The following is a 16,466-nucleotide window of genomic DNA, read 5'->3' on the forward strand; positions in this document are numbered from 1 at the left end:
GTCCGGGCGGCTGCCGGAGCAGCGGACCGCTGCGGCGTGGTCGCGGAGCGGGACCGCCCCGAGCGGCCACGACCTCGGCCCCGGCCACCCCCGCCGGAGCGCTGCTGCGGCTGCGGCGCCCTGGGCACCGCGGCCGCGGCCTCCGCCGCGGAGACGGCGGGTGCCGCCTCACCCACGAGCCGCTGCACCGTGGCGTCCCCGGGGCGCACGCTCACCGGCTTGGCGGTGATCTTCGCCTTGCGGGCGAGGAGCCGCATGTCCGCCGTCTGCTCGGGCAGCACGATCGTCACGACGTCGCCGCCGGCGCCGGCGCGGGCGGTGCGGCCGGAGCGGTGGAGGTAGGCCTTGTGCTCGGCGGGCGGGTCGACGTGGACGACGAGCTCGACGTCGTCCACGTGGATCCCGCGGGCCGCGATGTCGGTGGCCACGAGCACCCGGACGGCGCCGGAGGAGAACGCGGCGAGGTTCCGCTCGCGGGCCGGCTGGGTGAGGTTGCCGTGGAGGTCGACGGCCGGGACGCCCGCCGTCGTCAGCTGCTTGGCGAGGCGCTTGGCCTGGTGCTTGGTCCGGGTGAAGAGCACCCGCCGGCCGGCTCCGGAGGCGAGCTCGTGGACGACGCGCTTCTTGTCCTCGGCCCCGGAGACGGTGAGCACGTGGTGCGTCATCGCCGTGACCGGCGACTCGGCGCTGTCGACGGCGTGGTGCAGCGGGCGCTGGAGGTAGCGCTTGACCAGGACGTCGACGCCGTTGTCCAGCGTGGCGGAGAAGAGCATCCGCTGCCCGGTGCTCGGCGTGCGGTCCATGATGCGTCGGACGCCCGGGAGGAAGCCGAGGTCGGCCATGTGGTCGGCCTCGTCGAGGACGGTCACCGAGACGTCGTCGAGGGTGAGCACGCCCTGGCCGAGGAGGTCCTCGAGCCGGCCGGGGCAGGCGATGACGATGTCCACGCCGGCCTTCAGCGCGGCGACCTGCCGGGCCTGGCTGACGCCGCCGAAGATCGTCGTCGTCCGCATCCCGAGCGACTCGGCCAGGGGCGCGACGACAGCGTCCACCTGGTTGGCGAGCTCGCGGGTCGGGACCAGGACGAGGCCGCGGGGGCGGTTCGGCACGCGCCGGCCGTCGGCCAGGCGGGTGACGAGCGGGAGGGAGAAGGCGAGTGTCTTGCCCGAGCCGGTGCGGCCACGGCCGAGGACGTCCCGGCCGCGGAGGGTGTCCGGCAGCGTGGCCGCCTGGATGGGGAAGGGGGTGGTGATGCCGGTGTCGGTCAGGTGACGGACGACGGCGGTGGGCAGATCGAACGAGGTGAAGGAGGTCAAGGGTGCCTTTCAGGCGCTGAGAAGGGTCGGAGCTCGCCGTACAGGAACCGGCAGCGGTGCTGCACTGGAGCTCGACGACGCCGGGCCGCAGCCGCGGCCCACGACGTCGACCCTACCCTGCCCGGGCGTCCCGTGCCGGGGCGGTGGGTCACCTCACGGCGCGCGGTGGGCGGACCGGGGGCGCCACGGCTGGGCTGACGTGCCGGGGCGTGACCCGTCTTCCGCGCGTACTCGCCCCCGTGGCGCTCGCCCCACGGGCCGGCAGCACGCTGTCCGCCACCCCGGGCTCCTCCGGGAGCTCGGGCTCGAGCGGCGGCGGGGCGGCTTCTCCGGCGGTGGCGGGGGCGGGGGCGGCGGCCGCTGACCTGCCGAGGGGACCGGCAGCGGTGGGGCGGGGCCGCCCGGACTCGGGATAGCGTTGACGGGCGTGAACCGTCTGTCGCGCGCCCTGGCGGCCCTCCTCCTCGCCCTCGTCCCGCTGCTCCTCCTGCCCACCACCGCGACGGCGGCGAGCGGCGACGTCATCGACCGGCTGGACATCGCCATCGACATCCGGCCCGACGGCACGCTCGACGTCACCGAGACCTACCACTGGAACTTCGGCAGCCGTGAGGGCCTGGGGCTCACGCGCGTGCTGGACGCGCGCTTCGACTACCCGCCGCAGCCGGGCAAGGAGCGCGTCTACGACTACCGGGGCTTCGCCGCGACGAGCCCGACCGGCGCCCCCGCCGGCGTGTGGGTCCGCGACGAGGGTGCCCGGGTGCGGGTCGACATCGGCGCACCGGACGGCTCGGCCGACCGGCGCACCGGGCAGCAGGTCTACGTGCTGACCTACACCGTCCACGGTGCGCTCAACGCCATCCGGGACGACCCGCGCGTCCCCGACCAGGACGAGCTGTACTGGAACGCCACCGGTCACGACTGGGAGGTGCCCATCGCGGAGGCGACGGTGACGGTCACCGGCCCGACCGACGCCGTCGACCACGCCTGCTACCAGGGTGACCACGGCTCGACGGCCACGTGCGACACCCTCGCCGTCGACGGCCCCACGGTGGTCGGCGGCGGGAGCGACCTGGCGCCCGGGTCCGGGCTGACGATCATGGCGGCCTACCCGCCCGGCACCTTCACCCGGACCGCTCCCATCCTCCAGGACAAGCAGACCTCGCCCTTCAGCGACGAGGACGAGAGCTGGACCGCGACCACCGCCGACGTCGTCTGGCGGCACTGGGTGTGGCTCACCCCGCTCGCGCTCGCCCTGCCGATCGCGTTCGGCCGGTGGCGGGTGCGCCGGGGCCGGGACCTGCACTACGTCGGGCTCACCCCCGGGCTGCTGCCCGCGCCGGGCAGCACCCCCACCGTCGCGCAGCTGCGCAGCGAGCCGCCGGTCGCCGTGCGCTTCACCCCACCGGACCTGCTCCGGCCGGCGGAGGTCGGGGCGCTGGACACCAAGCGGGTGAAGGACGAGCACATCACGGCGACGATCATCGACCTCGCGGTGCGTGGCTACCTGCGCATCCACGAGGCCCGGCTGGGCCGCGACGGGCACCCCGACGACTGGCTGTTCGTCGCCACCCCGGAGAACGCCCCGCTCGACCGGCTCACCAGCTACGAGCACACCCTGCTCAGCGGCCTGTTCCGGTTCGGCCGCCAGGTCCGGCTCTCCCAGCTGCGCAACCGGTTCTACCGCACCACCCGCGCCGCCCGGCGCGAGCTCGGGGAGGAGATCGACCGGCGCCGCTTCTTCACCAGGCCGCTCAAGCCGGGCGGCGCGTACCAGGTGGGCCGCGTCCTCCTCGCCGTCCTCCTCCTCCTGGGCGTCCCGATGCTCTTCGGGGTCACGATGGCGATCCTGCCCGAGTCGGCGAACTTCCTCCTCCTCATCGCCGTCGGGCTCGTCCTCGCGTTCGCGGTCGCCGTGTGGTGGACGGCGGACACCCGCTGGCAGCGCACCCCGACCGGGCGGGCCCTGCACGAGCAGTCCCGCGGCTTCGAGCGCTACCTGTCCACCGCCGAGGCGCACCAGCTGCGGTTCGAGGAGGGGCAGGACATCTTCTCCCGCTACCTCCCCTACGCCATCGTCTACGGGGTGGCGCAGCGCTGGGCGGCGATCTTCGCCCAGCTCGAGGCGCAGGGGGTCGACGTCGGACGGCCCACCTGGTACGTCGGCAGCTCGACCTTCGGCGGTGGGAGCTTCTCCGACCTCGGCCGCGCGCTGTCCGGTCTGACGACGACGGCGAGCAGCTCGCTGTCCTCCACCCCCGGGTCCTCGGGCAGCTCCGGGTCCAGCAGCGGCGGCGGCGGCTTCTCCGGTGGCGGTGGTGGCGGCGGGGGTGGCGGCGGCCGCTGAGCGCCCCGCACTACCTCACCGGCACGTCCACGACCCGCACGTCCGGCGTGCCGTACGTCCCGTCCCGGCCCGCGACGTCGAGCACGACCGACCTCCCGGGCACCCGCGGCCACACCACCGCGGCCACGTACGTGTCACCCGGTGCCAGGTCCTGCCGCAGCGACGGCGCCAGGGCCGCGTACCGGTCCGCCACCGGGTACTCCAGGGGGTAGTGGCGGGTGGTACCCACCGCGAGCGCCAGGACGTCGGCCCACTCCCGGAAGCGGGCGGGCTCGCGCTCCTCGCCGGTGCGGCTGCGGACGAAGGAGCTCCCGACCCGGCTGATCGTCTCCTCCCCGGTGTTCGTCACCTCGACCCGACCGACGAGATAGCCGCCGAGCTCGCGCACCTCCTCCAGCGAGACGGTCACCGGGTGCTCCTCCCGGACCACCGCGCACTCGGGTGCGCCCGCGACCGGTCCGTCCACCTCGGGCAGGCTCGGGTCGCCCCACGGTGCCACGCGCGGGCTGCCGGCGCCGGTCGGCCCGACGAGGTGTACCTCGACCCGTGAGGCGGCCGCACCGTGGACCACCTCGACCCCCGTCCCGGTGAGGTCCGCCAGCTCCGCCAGCCGGTCGCGGACAGCCGCGCCGCGCTCGTGGGCGAGGGCGGCGTCACCCGGCACCACCACCCGGACCGACTCGGCGCCATGCTCGGTGAGCTGGGCGGCCACGGCGTCCAGGACGTCGTCGGCGGTGTCGGACGGGTCGGCGGAGCCGTCGTCGAACAGTGCCTCCGGGGCGATGTGCACGGTGACCTCCTCGGTCGAGGCGACGACGTCGACCGTGCCGGCGCGGTCTCGGGCCACCGCCTCGAGCGCGGTGCGCCGCACCCGCAGCTCACCCCGCGACCGGCCGTGCTCGGGGTCGCCCTCGAGCAGCCACGCGGACGCCTCGCTCACCGCCTTGCGGCTCCGCGGGCCGCGTTCGTCGGTGAGCCGGCCGAGGTCTACCACGGGTACCTCGACGACGTCCCCGTGCGGCACGACCACCGCGACGGACCGCTCCGTCTGCGGGCCGTAGGCCGCGTACCCGACCTGCCGGCCCGCCTCGCGCCCGAACCAGCTGCTCGCCGTGAAGCCGTCGACGTCGAGCGGCTCCTCGACCGCGGCCTCGCCCAGGTCGAGGACCTGCAGCCGGGAGAGGAGCCCGGCGTAGGGGTGGTGCTCGGAGTCGGGGACGAGCTCCCAGGGCTTGGCGCTGCGCTCCAGGTCGTCCGGGAGCGCGACGTCGAGGACCAGGACGGCGTGCTCGGCGTCCACCTGCACCATCGGCCCGACGCGGGCGGTGGCCGCCATCCCCTCGACGACGACGTCGACGTCCACCGGGTCGGCGGCGACCGCGGGGGGCGCCGGCGCCGTGGTGGTGGTCACCGGCTCCGGTGTCGGCCCCGGTCCGGCCGAGGTCGGTGCACATCCCACACCGGCGAGCAGCGCGGCGCCGGCGAGCGCCGCCCACCACCTCCCGCGCTCCACCTGTCCTCCATCTGTCGCTGACGGGCGCCGGAAGTCTACGACGAGCGCCGGACAGCACGACGCCGACCGGCCCGGCGGCCGGCCGGCGTCTCCTGGGTCAGCGGCGTGCGCTGCCCTTGTTCGTCACGGCCAGGTAGATGCTGATGAAGACGATCGCAGCCACGACGGAGATCGCCCACCGGATCCAGTCGACCCCGCCCGTGTCGCCGACGCCGAGCAGGCCGGCGAGCCAGTAGCCCACCAGGGCACCCGCGACACCGAGGATGATCGTCCACAGGATCCCCAGGTTCTGCTCGCCCTTCATGAAGAGGCGGGCCAGCGCTCCGATGATGGCGCCGAAGATGATGAGGCCGATGATCTCCATGCCGGTCCTTCCTGTCGCTTGGCACCACCTGGGCGGCGGCGCCGATCCCGCCGAGCGTGGCACGCAGCGCCGTGGCCCGCACTCGGGGAGGTCAGCCCGGCACCACCGGCACGACCAGGGCCCGGTGGTCGGACAGCGGCAGCCGCAGCGCCCACGGCTCGCCGGCAGCACGCAGCCCCGGCCCGACCAGGACGTGGTCCAGCTGGCGCCGTGGACACGCGGAGGGGAAGGTGTCGACGCGGGCCGGGCCGTGCATGCCGGAGACCCGGGCCGCGTCGTCGGGTCCGAGGTTGAGGTCGCCGAGGAGCAGGTGCGGGCCGGGCAGGGTGCGCAGCGCACGGGCCGACTCGGCGAGCTGCCGCCGCGCCGTGGGCGGGTCGGTCGACAGGTGCGTGCACGCCACGGAGAAGGTGCCGCAGGGGCCGTCGACGACGGCCGCGAGCAGCACCCGGGGCGGGTCGAGGTGCACCCGCAGCCCCAGCGGCCCGCCCGGCCGGACCCGCACCGGCCCGGGCCGCAGCGGGCGCACGTGCCAGGAGCGCACCGGCCACCGGCTGAGCAGTGCCACGCCGTACCCGGCGCCGTCGGGGACGTGGGCGGGGACGGGTCGTCGCCGCAGTCCGTGGACCTGGCCCGCGAAGGCGGCCGCGAACCGGTACCAGGGCAGGCCGAGCGCGGCGGCGGCCACGGCCGCCTGGTCGACCCGTCCGCTGCGGGACTGGCCCTTGTCGACCTCCTGCAGCGCGACGACGTCGCCGGGCAGCCCCGCTAGCGCGGCGGCGAGCCGGTCGGCCGCGTCGGGGCCGCGGGCGGCCGGGTGCCCGTGCTGGATGTTCGCGGTGACCACCAGCACGGGCGGCCGGTCACAGCTCCTCGAAGGTGAGGGCGACGGAGTTCATGCAGTAGCGGTCGCCCGTCGGGGTCTGCGGCGCGTCGGGGAAGACGTGGCCGAGGTGGGAGTCGCAGCGGGCGCAGCGCACCTCGGTGCGGACCATGCCCAGGGAGCGGTCCTCGTGGAGGGTGACCGCGTCGTTGTCGGTGGGGGCGTAGAAGCTCGGCCAGCCGCAGTGGGCGTCGAACTTCGTGTGGGAGCGGAAGAGCTCGGCACCGCACCCGCGGCAGCGGTAGATGCCCTCCCGGTTCTCGTAGAGGAGCTCGCCGGTACCCGGCCGCTCCGTCCCTGCCTCGCGCAGGACGTGGTACTCCTTCGGGGAGAGGCGCTCGCGCCACTCCTCCTCGCTCAGCGCCACCTTGGTGAACGCCACGCGCGGGTTGTCGGTACTCATGGCTCCATCTTGCGCCCGTTCGGCCGGGGAAGTCACGTGGATCGGGTCGGCTCGTCGCGAACGAGCTGCTTTCCGAAGAAGTGGGTGATGTGCGGGTTGTCCTCGAAACGCTCCACCGGCTCGTACCCGCTGGCGCGGTAGAGCCCGCACGCCTCGACCAGCTCCGCGTTGACGCCGAGGATCACCCGCCGCCCGCCCAGCGCCCGGGCCCGGTTCTCCAGGTGCTTGAGGAGGAACTTGCCCAGGCCGCGGCCCCGGACGTCGGGCCGGAGCCACATCCGTTTGATCTCCACGACACCGGGTTCGACGACGTGCACCGCGCCGAAGCCGATCGTCTCGCCGGTCGCGACCTCGCTGACGATGCAGAAGTCCCCGTTGGGCGGGGTGACCTCGGCGTCCTCGGCATGGCTGAGCGAGGGGTCGCCCGCCAGCCGCTCACCGAGCTCGGCGCGGTAGGCCCGCATCGCGTTGGCCGCCGCCTGGCTGCCCGCCTGCCCCTCGAGGATCCGCACCGGAGGTGCACCCCGCGGGGGACGGCCGGCCTGTGCCGTTGCTTCCATCGACCCAGTGTGCACCTTTCCCCTGCGCCTTGTCTCGTGCGCCTCTAGGCTCGCGACATGGAGCGGCAGTCGGCTGTGCACCGGCCCAAGCTGTGCGTCCTCGCCCCCACTCCGCTGCTCATGGTCGAGGTGGAGCCGGGCGACGACGAGGAGTACCCCCAGGGCGCCGACCTCCACCTGCACCCCGGGGGCCAGGGCCTGTGGGTGGCCCGGATGGCGATCTCCCTCGGCGCGGAGGTCACCGTGTGCGGGCCCTTCGGCGGGGAGGTCGGGGCGGTGCTCGGGCACATGCTCGCCGAGGAGAACCTCACCGTGCGGGCGGTGCCGTACAACGCGGGCAACGGGGCGTACGTCCACGACCGTCGCAGCGGCGACCGGCAGACCCTGGCGCACATGGTCCCGCCCCAGCTCACCCGGCACGAGCTCGACGACCTCTACGGTACCGTGCTCGTCGAGGCGCTGGAGTCCGACGTCCTCGTCCTCACCGGCGCCGAGCCGGAGCGGGTGCTGCCCGCGAGCTTCTTCTCCCGGCTGGTGCGCGACGTGCGCAGCGTCGACAAGCCGATCGTCGCCGACCTCTCCGGCCAGCCCGCCAAGGCTGCCGCCGCGGAGGGGCCGACAGTGCTGAAGATGAGCCACGAGGAGCTCCAGGCGGCCGGGCTGACGGAGGGGGACTCCGTCGAGGAGCTCCAGCAGGCGGGCCACCGGCTCGTCGCCCAGGGGGTGGGGGCGATGCTCATCTCCCGCGCGGGTGAGCCCACCCTGCTCGTCACCGAGGAGACCGCGCGCCTGCTCGTCGGCCCTGTCGTCACCCCGCTGGACCACCGCGGCGCGGGCGACTCGATGACCGCGGGGGTGGCAGTCGCGCTCGGACGCGGGGCGAGCGTCGTCGAGGCGGCCCGGTTGGGGGCCGCGGCCGGGGCCCTCAACGTCACGCGCCGGGGCCTGGGCACGGGTCGCCGGGAGCAGATCGAGCGGTTCGCCGGACGGATCGGCGTCGCCGACCTCGAACGCCACGACGCGCGGCGGGCGGGCGACGCCGGGCCGCCGGTCGCGGCCGCCGCCGCGGCCGACCCGGCGGGCACGAAGGAGGAGCAGAGCTGAGATGCGAGTGCTCATCACGAACGACGACGGCATCCAGTCCGAGGGGCTCACGGTGCTCGCCGACGTCGCCCTCGCGGCGGGGTGCGAGGTCGTGGTCGCCGCGCCGCACCGGCAGTACTCCGGTGCCAGCGCGTCCCTGACCGCGCAGGAGGTCGACGGCCGCCTGGCCCTCGTCGACGAGCGGCCCCCGGGCCTGCCCGACGGCGTCGTGTCCTACGGGGTCAAGGCGGCCCCCGCGCTCATCGCCTTCGTCGCCGCCTACGGCGCCTTCGGGGAACGGCCCGACGTCGTCCTGTCGGGGGTCAACCTCGGCGCGAACACCGGCCGGGCCACGCTGCACTCCGGCACGGTCGGGGCGGCTCTGTCGGCCGCGACCCAGGGGATCCCCGCGCTGGCGGTGTCGATCGCCTCGGCCAACCCGCAGCACTGGCCGACCGCCCGGCTGGTGACCCAGCGGGCCTTCGACTGGCTGCTCCAGCAGCCGCCGGACGACGAGCGGGTGCTCAACATCAACGTCCCGGACATCCCCCCGGAGCAGCTGCGCGGGCTGCGTCCCGCCCACCTGGCGAGCTTCGGTGCGGTGCAGGCGCGGGTGCGGGAGAAGGGCAAGGGCTACGTCGTGCTCACCTACTCCGGTGTCACCGCCCGCGAGGAGCCGGGTTCGGACCACGAGCTGCTCACCCGCGGCTGGGCGACCGCGACCCTGCTCACCGCGCCCTACGACGACCCGGGCGGCACCGAGCTGCCGAGCTTCGAGGGCAACGGCGACGCGTCCGTCTCGGTGGACATCAGCGCCGGGACGGTGATGAGCTCCGGTGACGACAGGCCCACCGGGGAGATCACCGAGGAGGAGGTCCTCGACGCCGACGCTCCGGAGACCTGAGCGGCACCGCGGTCAGTCGTGGAGACGGACCTCGGTGGCCTTGTGCCCGCGGGGCTCGAGCTGCAGCGTGGAGTGCTCGACGTCGAAGTGGCCCTCGAGGCAGTGCTGAAGGGCGTCGAGCACCACGCAGAACCGGTCGGGGTGGAGCACCTCGTCCTCGACGACCACGTGCGCGGAGACCACCGGGACGCCCGAGGTGATGGTCCAGGCGTGCAGGTCGTGCACGGTGACCACGCCCTCGACCCCGCACATGTGCTCCCGCAAGGTCTCCAGGGACATGTCCTGGGGCGCCCCCTCGAGCAGCACCCGGGCGACGTCGCGGAGCAGGACGCCGGCGCGCGGAATGATGAACAGACCGATGGCGATGGAGGCGATGGCGTCGACCGGGGTCCAGCCGGTCACGTGGATGACGACGGCGGCGAGGAGCACCGCGACCGAGCCGAGCAGGTCGCCGAGCACCTCGAGGTAGGCGCCGCGGACGTTGAGGCTCTCCTCGCGCCCGGCGCTGAGCAGCCACAGCGAGACGAGGTTGGCGACCAGGCCGACCGCGCCGACCGCGAGCATGAGGCCGGTGCCGATCTCCGGCTCGGCACCGAGCCTGCCGATGCCCTCGACGACGACCACCACGCCGACGACGAGCAGGATGACGCCGTTGACGAGCGCGGCGAGGATCTCCGCGCGCTGCCAGCCGAAGGTCCAGCGGCCCCGGGCCGGGCGGGCGGCGAGCCAGGTGGCGGCGAGCGCGAGGCCGAGCGCCGCCGTGTCGGAGAGCATGTGCCCGGCGTCGGCGAGCAGCGCGAGCGAGCCGGAGAGCCAGCCGCCGACCGCCTCGGCGACCATGACCGTCGCGGTGACGAGGAAGGCGGCGAGGAGGCGCCGGCGGTGGGCGGTCGCTGCCGTGTGGTGGTGTCCGTGGCCCATCTCAGGCCCAGCCGAGCTCGTGGAGCCGGTCGTCGTCGATGCCGAAGTGGTGGGCGATCTCGTGGACGACCGTCACCGCGACCTCCTCGATGACCTCCTCCCGCGTCTGGCACATGCGCAGCGTGGGGCCGCGGAAGATCGTGATGCGGTCCGGCAGCGAGCCGGCCGCCCACCACGAGTCCCGCTCGGTCAGCGGGGTGCCCTCGTAGAGGCCGAGCAGCTCCGGGTCGCCGGCGTCCTCCGGCGGCTCGTCCTCGACGAGCACGACGACGTTGTCCATGTGGGCCGTCAGCTCCGGCGGCACGAGGTCGAGCCCGTCGCTGACGGCCTCCTCGAACTCGGCGCGGGACATCTCGACCATGGCCCCATCATCGCCCATCGCCGCCGGCTCCCCGTGGGGAGCGGGTCACACCGACGGCGGGACCTTCGTCCCCGGCATTTCCGGCAATGCACACGAGGATGAAGATGTCAATACCTCCACGCCGAAGAATTCGAGGACATCCATGTCACAGGACGTACGGCCGCGGCAGCGCGGCAAGGTCAAGGCTCTCCTCGCCGGTGGGCTCGTGCTCGGAGTGGGCGCCGCCGTCACGCTCGCCGCCTGGACCGATCAGGCGCACGTCGACGCGACGTTCGGGACCAGCCGGTTCAACATCGAGGTCGACACCCACGACGGCACCGGGTGGCAGGAGGGCGACCCGGAGGCCGCCCACCTCGACTTCACGGTCGACATCTCCGACCAGCTGCAGCCCGGCATCACGATCTACGCCCCGCTCTCCGTGCGGACGGACAGCACCTCGGTGGGCGGCACGGTCACCCTGGTTGGCGCCAACCAGACCGGCGGCGAGGGCAACCTCTTCACTGCCCTGGAGTACACCGTGGTCGAGACCCCCACGGCCGGTACCTGCGGCCCGGAGAGCCTCACGGGTGACCCGCTCGTCCCGGCCGGCTCACGGCTCATCACCGGTGCGGAGGACAGCCCCCTCGCGCTCGGCCCGGCCGGCGCGGACCCCGTCCACCTGTGCTTCGCGATCACCCTGCCCGAGGACCCGCACAACGTCACCGACGTCGACGAGCTCCAGGGCACCTCGACGAAGGCCACCTGGTTGTTGTCCGCCACTGCCGACGACGCCCGGCCCGACGCAGCCGGCTGATCCGTGAGCACCGTCCGCACGCGCGGGCGGCACCGGGCCGCACGGCCGCGCCGCACGTTCGCCGACCGGCTGCTCACGCTCGCGGCGGCCGTCGGGGCACTGTGCCTCGTGCTCGTCCTGCTCGCGGTGACGCACGGTGTCTCGCTGGTGATGTTCCGCACCGGGTCGATGTCCCCGGCCATCCCGGCCGGCAGCCTGGCCGTCGTCCAGGAGGTGCCGGCCGGCGCCGTCGAGATCGGTGACGTCGTCACCGTCGACCGGCCCGGACGCCTGCCCGTGACGCACCGGGTGGTCGCGGTCGAGGACACCGAGCCGGTGGCGCTCACCCTCCAGGGCGACGCCAACCCCGCACCCGACGCCGAGCCCTACCGGGTGGAGACGGTGCGGCGGGTGCTGTGGTCGGCACCTGGCCTGGGACGCGTCGTCGCCCGCCTCCAGCACCCCTACGCCCTGGGCGCGACGGCCGTCGCCGTCGCCGCCCTGGTCACCTGGGCCCTGTGGCCCCGGCGGCCCGAGACAGGAGACCGATGACCCACGACCGCACGAGGAGACACGCCCGGGCGCGCCGCATCGGCGCGCTGGCGGGTGCGCTGCTCGTCCTCGCCGTCCCCGCCTCCGGGGTCGGCGAGCGCGGCCCGCGGGAGCCCGAGCAGGGGCGCTACCTCCGGCTCCACGCCGGGCCGACCGAGCACCTGCTCTCCCCCGGCGAGGCGGTGCGGTGGGAGGTCGAGGTCGCGCTGGACGACCCGCCGTCGGCGGCGGAGGTGGCGGTGGCCGTGGGCCTGTCCGGCTCGCTGCTCGACGTCCCGGGGGCGATGACGCTGACGCTCGACTGGTGCGCCGAGCGCGACGGCGGCTGCAGCGACACCCGAGCGCTGCTCCCCCCGACCCCGGCCGACCGGCTGCCCACCACGCCGCTGGAGGTGGCGGGCGCCGCCGGCGGTCGCCTCGTCGTCACCGCCTCCGTCCCCCCGGACGCCCCCGCCGCGGCGCAGGGGCAACAGCTGCGCGTCGCGGTGGACGCCCGCGCCGAGGGGGGCGACCCGGCCGAGCCCGGGACGCCCGCCCAGCCTGCCCCGGGACGTCCGGAGGACCCGTCCGGACCTGCCACGCCCCACCCCCCGACGCCGACCGCGCCCTCCCCCGCCTCGCCCCTGCCGAGCACCGGCGTCGACCTCGCGGGGTCGGCCCTGCTCGCCCTCGCCGCGGTGCTCACTGGCGCGACCCTGGCCGGGCTGCGCCGCCGTGTCGCTCGGAGCAGGGGGATGCCCTGATGGCCCGCCGCCGGAGCGACAGGCGGCCCCGCGGCCGGGTCCCCGCGGTCCTGGGCGCCGTGCTCGTGCTGGCGGTCGTCGCGGTCGGGGCCCGGCCGACCGCCGCCGAGTGGACCGACCGCGCCCACGCCGAGGGGGAGCTGCAGGCGGGGTGGTGGGCACAGGCCGCCGCACGCGCACAGCTCGTCGAGGTGGACGCGCTCACCCTCGACACGCTCGACGCCGTGACGACCGCCGCCGAGTACCCCCGCTCCCCCGGTCCGCACACCGCCGCCGTCGACGCCGACGTCCTGGGACGCCTCCTCGGTCTTCGCCTGCCGGGCATCGGACTGCCGCTCATCGGCGACGGGACCGAGCCGGGGCTGCTCGACCTCGGCCCGGCCGCCGGTCTCGGGCTGCTCAACGGCTACGCCGCGACGGCTGACCGCACGACCGCCCGGGCGGCATCGGGCACGGTGACCGACGACGGTGCGGTGGACCTCTCCCCCGTGGCCGACCCGGCCGACACCGACCTCGCCCGACTCAGCCTCACCGCCCTCCTCGCCGACCTCGAGGTCGACGGCCTCACCGACCGGCTGGTGGACGACGTCTCCCTCGGGCTCGGCGCCCTCGGCACGACGGCGCGGTGGACCGCGGGCGGTGACCCGGAGGCCGAGTACGTCCTCGCCGGTGCCGAGCTGCGGCTCCACAGCCCGACGGTCGCCGGGCTGGTCGACGAGCTGCGGCAGGCCGTGGCCGACCTCGACGGCGCACTCGACACCACCCTCGGCCCAACCGGACCCCTCCAGCAGCTCCTCGACGGGCTCAGCACCACGCCTCTCGACCTCGGCCTGGTGTCGGTCGACCTCGGCAGGCCGCAGCTGCACGCGTCCGTCGAGCTGGACGCCCTCCTCGACGGCCTGCTCGCCGGCCCGCTCACCAGCGAGGACGGTCTGGTCTCCGTCGACCTGACGAGCGGGTCGGTCGGGGTGGACCTGCGCAGCCTGGTCGCGGGCGGTGACCTCAACGACCTCCCGCCCGACACGCAGCTGCTCACCGCCGACAACATCGGCCGGATCGCGCGGGCAGTCACCGACCTCCTCGACGGCCTCGTCACCGGGGCGGCCGCCGGCGTCACGGCGACGCTCGAGGAGACCCACCTCCTCCTGCGGATCCCGGCGGCGGTGGAAGCCCTGTTCGGCATCCTCCCCGTCGCCCACGTCACCGTGCTGGCCGACATCGGCGTCGGTGAGCTCCTGTCCGGGGGCCGCCTCTCGCTGGACGTCGAGGGGAGCCTCCTCGGGATCATCTCCCTGGACGCGCTGGTCGCACTCCTCCTCGACCCGCTCACGGACCTGCTCGTCCCCCTCCTGACAGTGGCCCTGGGCGAGCTCCTCGACGACGTGCCCACACTCGTCGGGGACACCGTCGGAGCCGCGGTCGGCGCCGTCACGGGCACTCTCGGCCCGGTCCTCGAGCCGCTGCTCACCCAGCTCGTGTCCATCACGGTCAACAGCCAGGAGGTCACCGGCCCGGCGGGTGAGGAGACGTTCACCGTGCGTGCCCTGGCGGTCGAGCTGCTGCCCGTGCTCGGCAGCGGGTCCGTGACCGTCGGGCTCGCCTCCTCCAGCGTCCGGGTGTGGCAGTCCGCCGAGCCGCCGCCCGGCTGACTGTCACGAAGATCACGCCCGAACCGCGCAGATGACGCCGAGAACCCGGAATGTCCCGACCGCCAGGGACGTTACCGCTGACAGGTAGAGATTCAGGAGACGAAACACGTTGGCGATGCTTTCCACGAGAACACGGAGAGGCAACCCGAGGGCCACCGCCCTGGTCGGCGGTGGTCTTGTCCTTGGTCTGGCCGCCGCGGTCACGCTCGCCGCCCCCTGGAGCAACCAGGCCCAGGCCGATGCGGTCTTCGGCACCGGCGAGCTCACCGTCCAGGTCCGCACCCACCAGGGGCAGGCCTGGCGCGAGGCCGCCGACGGCGACCGGGCCGCCCGGCTCAACTTCGCGGTCGACGTGGCAGGCCTGGCCCCCGGCACCGCCGTCTACGCCCCGCTCTCGCTGCGTACCGACGCCGGCTCCACGGGCGGCACCGTTGCGCTGGAGCCGGCCGTGAACCGCGGCAGCGGCACCCTCTTCGACGCGCTGGAGTACGGCGTCCTGCAGATGGACGAGGGCTCCGAGTGCGGCCCGGACGCCACCGGCACGAGCATCGTCCCCTTCGGCTCACCGCTCGCCACCGAGGACACGGGCACGGTCGAGCTCGGGCCGGACAGCTCCGACCAGGCCGACCTGTGCTTCGTCGTCGCGCTGCCCCGGGACCTGGAGGGCACGCCGGAGGCCGAGACGCTGCGGGACCTGCGCACCACTGTGCAGTGGCAGTTCACCGCCACCCCGGAGGGTCCGCAGCACAGCGCGGACGCCTGAGCGCAACGTGCTGCACGCCACACCCCGGCGTTTTGCTCCGGGCGCTCCTCTGCCCGTATGCTGTACAAGGTTCTGGGGCGCCACGGCGTCACGGGCGTCCGAACGGGCCCCCATCGTCTAGCGGCCTAGGACCCCGCCCTTTCACGGCGGTAGCACGGGTTCGAATCCCGTTGGGGGTGCGAGCAGTACAGTAGGAGAAGCAGTACAGCCTTACCACGAGGCCCCGTGGCGCAGTTGGTTAGCGCGCCGCCCTGTCACGGCGGAGGTCGCGGGTTCAAGTCCCGTCGGGGTCGCGGCGGAAGGCCCGGTCAGAGAACTGGCCGGGCCTTCGCTCACCAGGCTCTGTAGCTCAGTTGGTAGAGCGTTCGACTGAAAATCGAAAGGTCGCCGGATCGACGCCGGCCGGAGCCACACGAGAGGAAGCCCCCGGGGTGCACACCCCGGGGGCTTCGTCGTTCTCCCGTCCGTCACCGGACCGGGCGGACGACGCAGGCGGCCCTGCACCGTGCTGGTGCAGGGCCGCCGCGTGTCGGTCGCGACCCGCGGGTCGTGGTCCGCTCAGGACTGCGGGACACGCCGGACACCGATGGTGTCCTTGCCGTCGCCGTCCCAGTCGCCGACGTAGACCTCGTCGCCGGCCCGGCCGAAGAGCATGGCCACGTCCGCCGGGCCACCGCGCAGGGAGTTCTTCACGTGGTACTCCTTGCCGCGGCGCACCGCGAAGGTGTCCTTGCCGTCCCCGTCCCAGTCACCGGCGTACACCTCGTCGGTCGCCCGGCCGTAGGTGAACACCACGTCGGCGTCGCCGCCGCGGACCGAGTTCTTCACGAAGTACGTCTTGCCGCGACGCACCGCGAAGGTGTCCTTGCCGTCCCCGTCCCAGTCCCCGACCAGGACGTCGTCGCCGGCCCGGCCGTAGTGGATGACGACGTCCGCCGGACCGCCACGCAGCGAGTTCTTCACGTGGTAGGTCTTACCGCGGCGCACGGCCAGCGTGTCGACGCCGTCACCGTCCCAGTCGCCCACCAGGACGACGTCGTCGGCCCGACCGTAGGTGAACACGCTGCCCGCGGGACCACCCTCGGCGGCGTTGTTGACGTAGTACGTCTTGCCGCGGCGGACGGTGATGGTGTCCTTGCCGTCGCCGTCCCAGTCACCGATGAGCACCTCGTCGGTGTGCCGGCCGTACATGAAGTACACGTCGGCGTCGCCGCCCCGCCAGCTGTTGGTGAGGAAGAAGCCGTACCGCTCGGGCGTCCCCGGCTCACCCGGCTCACCCGGGTCCGCCGCGTCGACCAGGTCGATCCCGACGAGGATCGGGTCGTGGTCGCT

17 protein-coding genes and 3 tRNA genes are annotated in these 16,466 nt (G+C 74.4%); 11 read left to right on the forward strand and 9 right to left on the reverse strand.

Annotated elements, in window-relative coordinates:
* The coding region (locus tag Q0195_RS08120; RefSeq protein ID WP_299276903.1) for a DEAD/DEAH box helicase at positions 1 to 1,316 on the reverse strand (1,316 nt) is incomplete at its 3' end.
* A 427-nt stretch (positions 1,317 to 1,743) separates the two neighbouring features.
* Between Q0195_RS08120 and Q0195_RS08125 the strand changes: the two genes are divergently transcribed.
* A complete protein-coding gene (locus tag Q0195_RS08125; protein ID WP_299276906.1) occupies positions 1,744 to 3,663 on the forward strand; it encodes a DUF2207 domain-containing protein in 1,920 nt (639 codons plus the stop codon).
* Between the two features lie 10 nt (positions 3,664 to 3,673).
* Here the strand turns inward: Q0195_RS08125 and Q0195_RS08130 are convergent, their stop codons facing one another.
* The 5 genes from Q0195_RS08130 to Q0195_RS08150 all read right to left on the reverse strand — a co-directional run bounded on the left by Q0195_RS08130 (position 3,674) and on the right by Q0195_RS08150 (position 7,386).
* On the reverse strand, positions 3,674 to 5,176 hold the full coding sequence (locus Q0195_RS08130; protein ID WP_299276909.1) for a hypothetical protein: 1,503 nt from the start codon (positions 5,174 to 5,176) through the stop codon (positions 3,674 to 3,676).
* 97 nt (positions 5,177 to 5,273) lie between these two features.
* The gene (locus tag Q0195_RS08135) at positions 5,274 to 5,540 is read right to left on the reverse strand and encodes a GlsB/YeaQ/YmgE family stress response membrane protein (RefSeq protein WP_299276910.1); all 267 of its coding nucleotides are present in this window, start codon (positions 5,538 to 5,540) and stop codon (positions 5,274 to 5,276) included.
* A gap of 91 nt (positions 5,541 to 5,631) precedes the next feature.
* On the reverse strand, positions 5,632 to 6,393 hold the full coding sequence (locus Q0195_RS08140; RefSeq protein WP_299276913.1) for an endonuclease/exonuclease/phosphatase family protein: 762 nt from the start codon (positions 6,391 to 6,393) through the stop codon (positions 5,632 to 5,634).
* A 10-nt stretch (positions 6,394 to 6,403) separates the two neighbouring features.
* Positions 6,404 to 6,826 carry a peptide-methionine (R)-S-oxide reductase MsrB gene (gene msrB, locus Q0195_RS08145; RefSeq protein ID WP_299276916.1) on the reverse strand — a complete coding sequence of 141 codons (423 nt, stop codon included), beginning with the start codon at positions 6,824 to 6,826 and terminating at the stop codon, positions 6,404 to 6,406.
* A 32-nt stretch (positions 6,827 to 6,858) separates the two neighbouring features.
* The gene (locus tag Q0195_RS08150) at positions 6,859 to 7,386 is read right to left on the reverse strand and encodes a GNAT family N-acetyltransferase (protein ID WP_299276918.1); all 528 of its coding nucleotides are present in this window, start codon (positions 7,384 to 7,386) and stop codon (positions 6,859 to 6,861) included.
* A gap of 57 nt (positions 7,387 to 7,443) precedes the next feature.
* On the opposite strand from Q0195_RS08150, the gene Q0195_RS08155 reads away from it, so the two are divergent.
* Both Q0195_RS08155 and Q0195_RS08160 read left to right on the forward strand, forming a co-directional pair.
* Positions 7,444 to 8,490 (forward strand): PfkB family carbohydrate kinase, encoded by a 1,047-nt coding sequence (locus Q0195_RS08155; RefSeq protein ID WP_299276921.1) that lies wholly within the window; start codon positions 7,444 to 7,446, stop codon positions 8,488 to 8,490.
* 1 nt (position 8,491) lies between these two features.
* A complete protein-coding gene (locus Q0195_RS08160; protein ID WP_299276924.1) occupies positions 8,492 to 9,373 on the forward strand; it encodes a 5'/3'-nucleotidase SurE in 882 nt (293 codons plus the stop codon).
* Positions 9,374 to 9,385: 12 nt separating this feature from the next.
* Here the strand turns inward: Q0195_RS08160 and Q0195_RS08165 are convergent, their stop codons facing one another.
* Entirely contained in the window at positions 9,386 to 10,294 is a 909-nt protein-coding gene (locus tag Q0195_RS08165; protein WP_299276926.1) for a cation diffusion facilitator family transporter, read from the reverse strand.
* Position 10,295: 1 nt separating this feature from the next.
* On the reverse strand, positions 10,296 to 10,655 hold the full coding sequence (locus Q0195_RS08170) for a metallopeptidase family protein (protein WP_299276927.1): 360 nt from the start codon (positions 10,653 to 10,655) through the stop codon (positions 10,296 to 10,298).
* Positions 10,656 to 10,797: 142 nt separating this feature from the next.
* On the opposite strand from Q0195_RS08170, the gene Q0195_RS08175 reads away from it, so the two are divergent.
* The 8 genes from Q0195_RS08175 (at position 10,798) to Q0195_RS08210 (ending at position 15,545) form a co-directional block, all read left to right on the forward strand.
* Entirely contained in the window at positions 10,798 to 11,448 is a 651-nt protein-coding gene (locus tag Q0195_RS08175) for a SipW-dependent-type signal peptide-containing protein (protein ID WP_299276929.1), read from the forward strand.
* A gap of 3 nt (positions 11,449 to 11,451) precedes the next feature.
* On the forward strand, positions 11,452 to 11,979 hold the full coding sequence (locus Q0195_RS08180) for a signal peptidase I (RefSeq protein ID WP_299276932.1): 528 nt from the start codon (positions 11,452 to 11,454) through the stop codon (positions 11,977 to 11,979).
* Complete coding sequence (locus Q0195_RS08185) at positions 11,976 to 12,722, forward strand: hypothetical protein (protein ID WP_299276935.1); 747 nt, start codon at positions 11,976 to 11,978, stop codon at positions 12,720 to 12,722. Before Q0195_RS08180 ends, Q0195_RS08185 begins: the two co-directional genes overlap by 4 nt.
* Positions 12,722 to 14,371 (forward strand): choice-of-anchor G family protein, encoded by a 1,650-nt coding sequence (locus Q0195_RS08190; RefSeq protein WP_299276937.1) that lies wholly within the window; start codon positions 12,722 to 12,724, stop codon positions 14,369 to 14,371. The genes Q0195_RS08185 and Q0195_RS08190 overlap by 1 nt, the downstream gene beginning before the upstream one ends.
* A gap of 115 nt (positions 14,372 to 14,486) precedes the next feature.
* Positions 14,487 to 15,134, forward strand: coding sequence for a hypothetical protein (locus Q0195_RS08195; RefSeq protein WP_299276938.1), 648 nt, complete (start codon positions 14,487 to 14,489; stop codon positions 15,132 to 15,134).
* Between the two features lie 106 nt (positions 15,135 to 15,240).
* A tRNA-Glu gene (locus tag Q0195_RS08200) sits at positions 15,241 to 15,313 on the forward strand.
* Between the two features lie 40 nt (positions 15,314 to 15,353).
* A tRNA-Asp gene (locus Q0195_RS08205) sits at positions 15,354 to 15,427 on the forward strand.
* A gap of 45 nt (positions 15,428 to 15,472) precedes the next feature.
* Positions 15,473 to 15,545 (forward strand) — tRNA-Phe (locus Q0195_RS08210).
* 147 nt (positions 15,546 to 15,692) lie between these two features.
* On the opposite strand, the gene Q0195_RS08215 is transcribed toward Q0195_RS08210, so the two are convergent.
* The coding region (locus Q0195_RS08215) for a hypothetical protein (RefSeq protein WP_299276941.1) at positions 15,693 to 16,466 on the reverse strand (774 nt) is incomplete at its 5' end.

Origin of the sequence: uncultured Georgenia sp. (assembly GCF_937958535.1) — a bacterium.
GTDB lineage: Bacteria > Actinomycetota > Actinomycetes > Actinomycetales > Actinomycetaceae > Oceanitalea.

Excerpts from the sequence above, each read along its gene's own strand:
- Q0195_RS08135 (WP_299276910.1), bottom strand. The coding sequence starts at position 5,540 with ATGGAGATCATCGGCCTCATCATCTTCGGCGCCATCATCGGAGCGCTG.
- msrB (WP_299276916.1), bottom strand. The coding sequence starts at position 6,826 with ATGAGTACCGACAACCCGCGCGTGGCGTTCACCAAGGTGGCGCTGAGC.
- Q0195_RS08150 (WP_299276918.1), bottom strand. The coding sequence starts at position 7,386 with ATGGAAGCAACGGCACAGGCCGGCCGTCCCCCGCGGGGTGCACCTCCG.
- Q0195_RS08155 (WP_299276921.1), top strand. The coding sequence starts at position 7,444 with ATGGAGCGGCAGTCGGCTGTGCACCGGCCCAAGCTGTGCGTCCTCGCC.
- Q0195_RS08160 (WP_299276924.1), top strand. The coding sequence starts at position 8,492 with ATGCGAGTGCTCATCACGAACGACGACGGCATCCAGTCCGAGGGGCTC.
- Q0195_RS08165 (WP_299276926.1), bottom strand. The coding sequence starts at position 10,294 with ATGGGCCACGGACACCACCACACGGCAGCGACCGCCCACCGCCGGCGC.
- Q0195_RS08170 (WP_299276927.1), bottom strand. The coding sequence starts at position 10,655 with ATGGTCGAGATGTCCCGCGCCGAGTTCGAGGAGGCCGTCAGCGACGGG.
- Q0195_RS08175 (WP_299276929.1), top strand. The coding sequence starts at position 10,798 with ATGTCACAGGACGTACGGCCGCGGCAGCGCGGCAAGGTCAAGGCTCTC.
- Q0195_RS08185 (WP_299276935.1), top strand. The coding sequence starts at position 11,976 with ATGACCCACGACCGCACGAGGAGACACGCCCGGGCGCGCCGCATCGGC.
- Q0195_RS08190 (WP_299276937.1), top strand. The coding sequence starts at position 12,722 with ATGGCCCGCCGCCGGAGCGACAGGCGGCCCCGCGGCCGGGTCCCCGCG.
- Q0195_RS08195 (WP_299276938.1), top strand. The coding sequence starts at position 14,487 with ATGCTTTCCACGAGAACACGGAGAGGCAACCCGAGGGCCACCGCCCTG.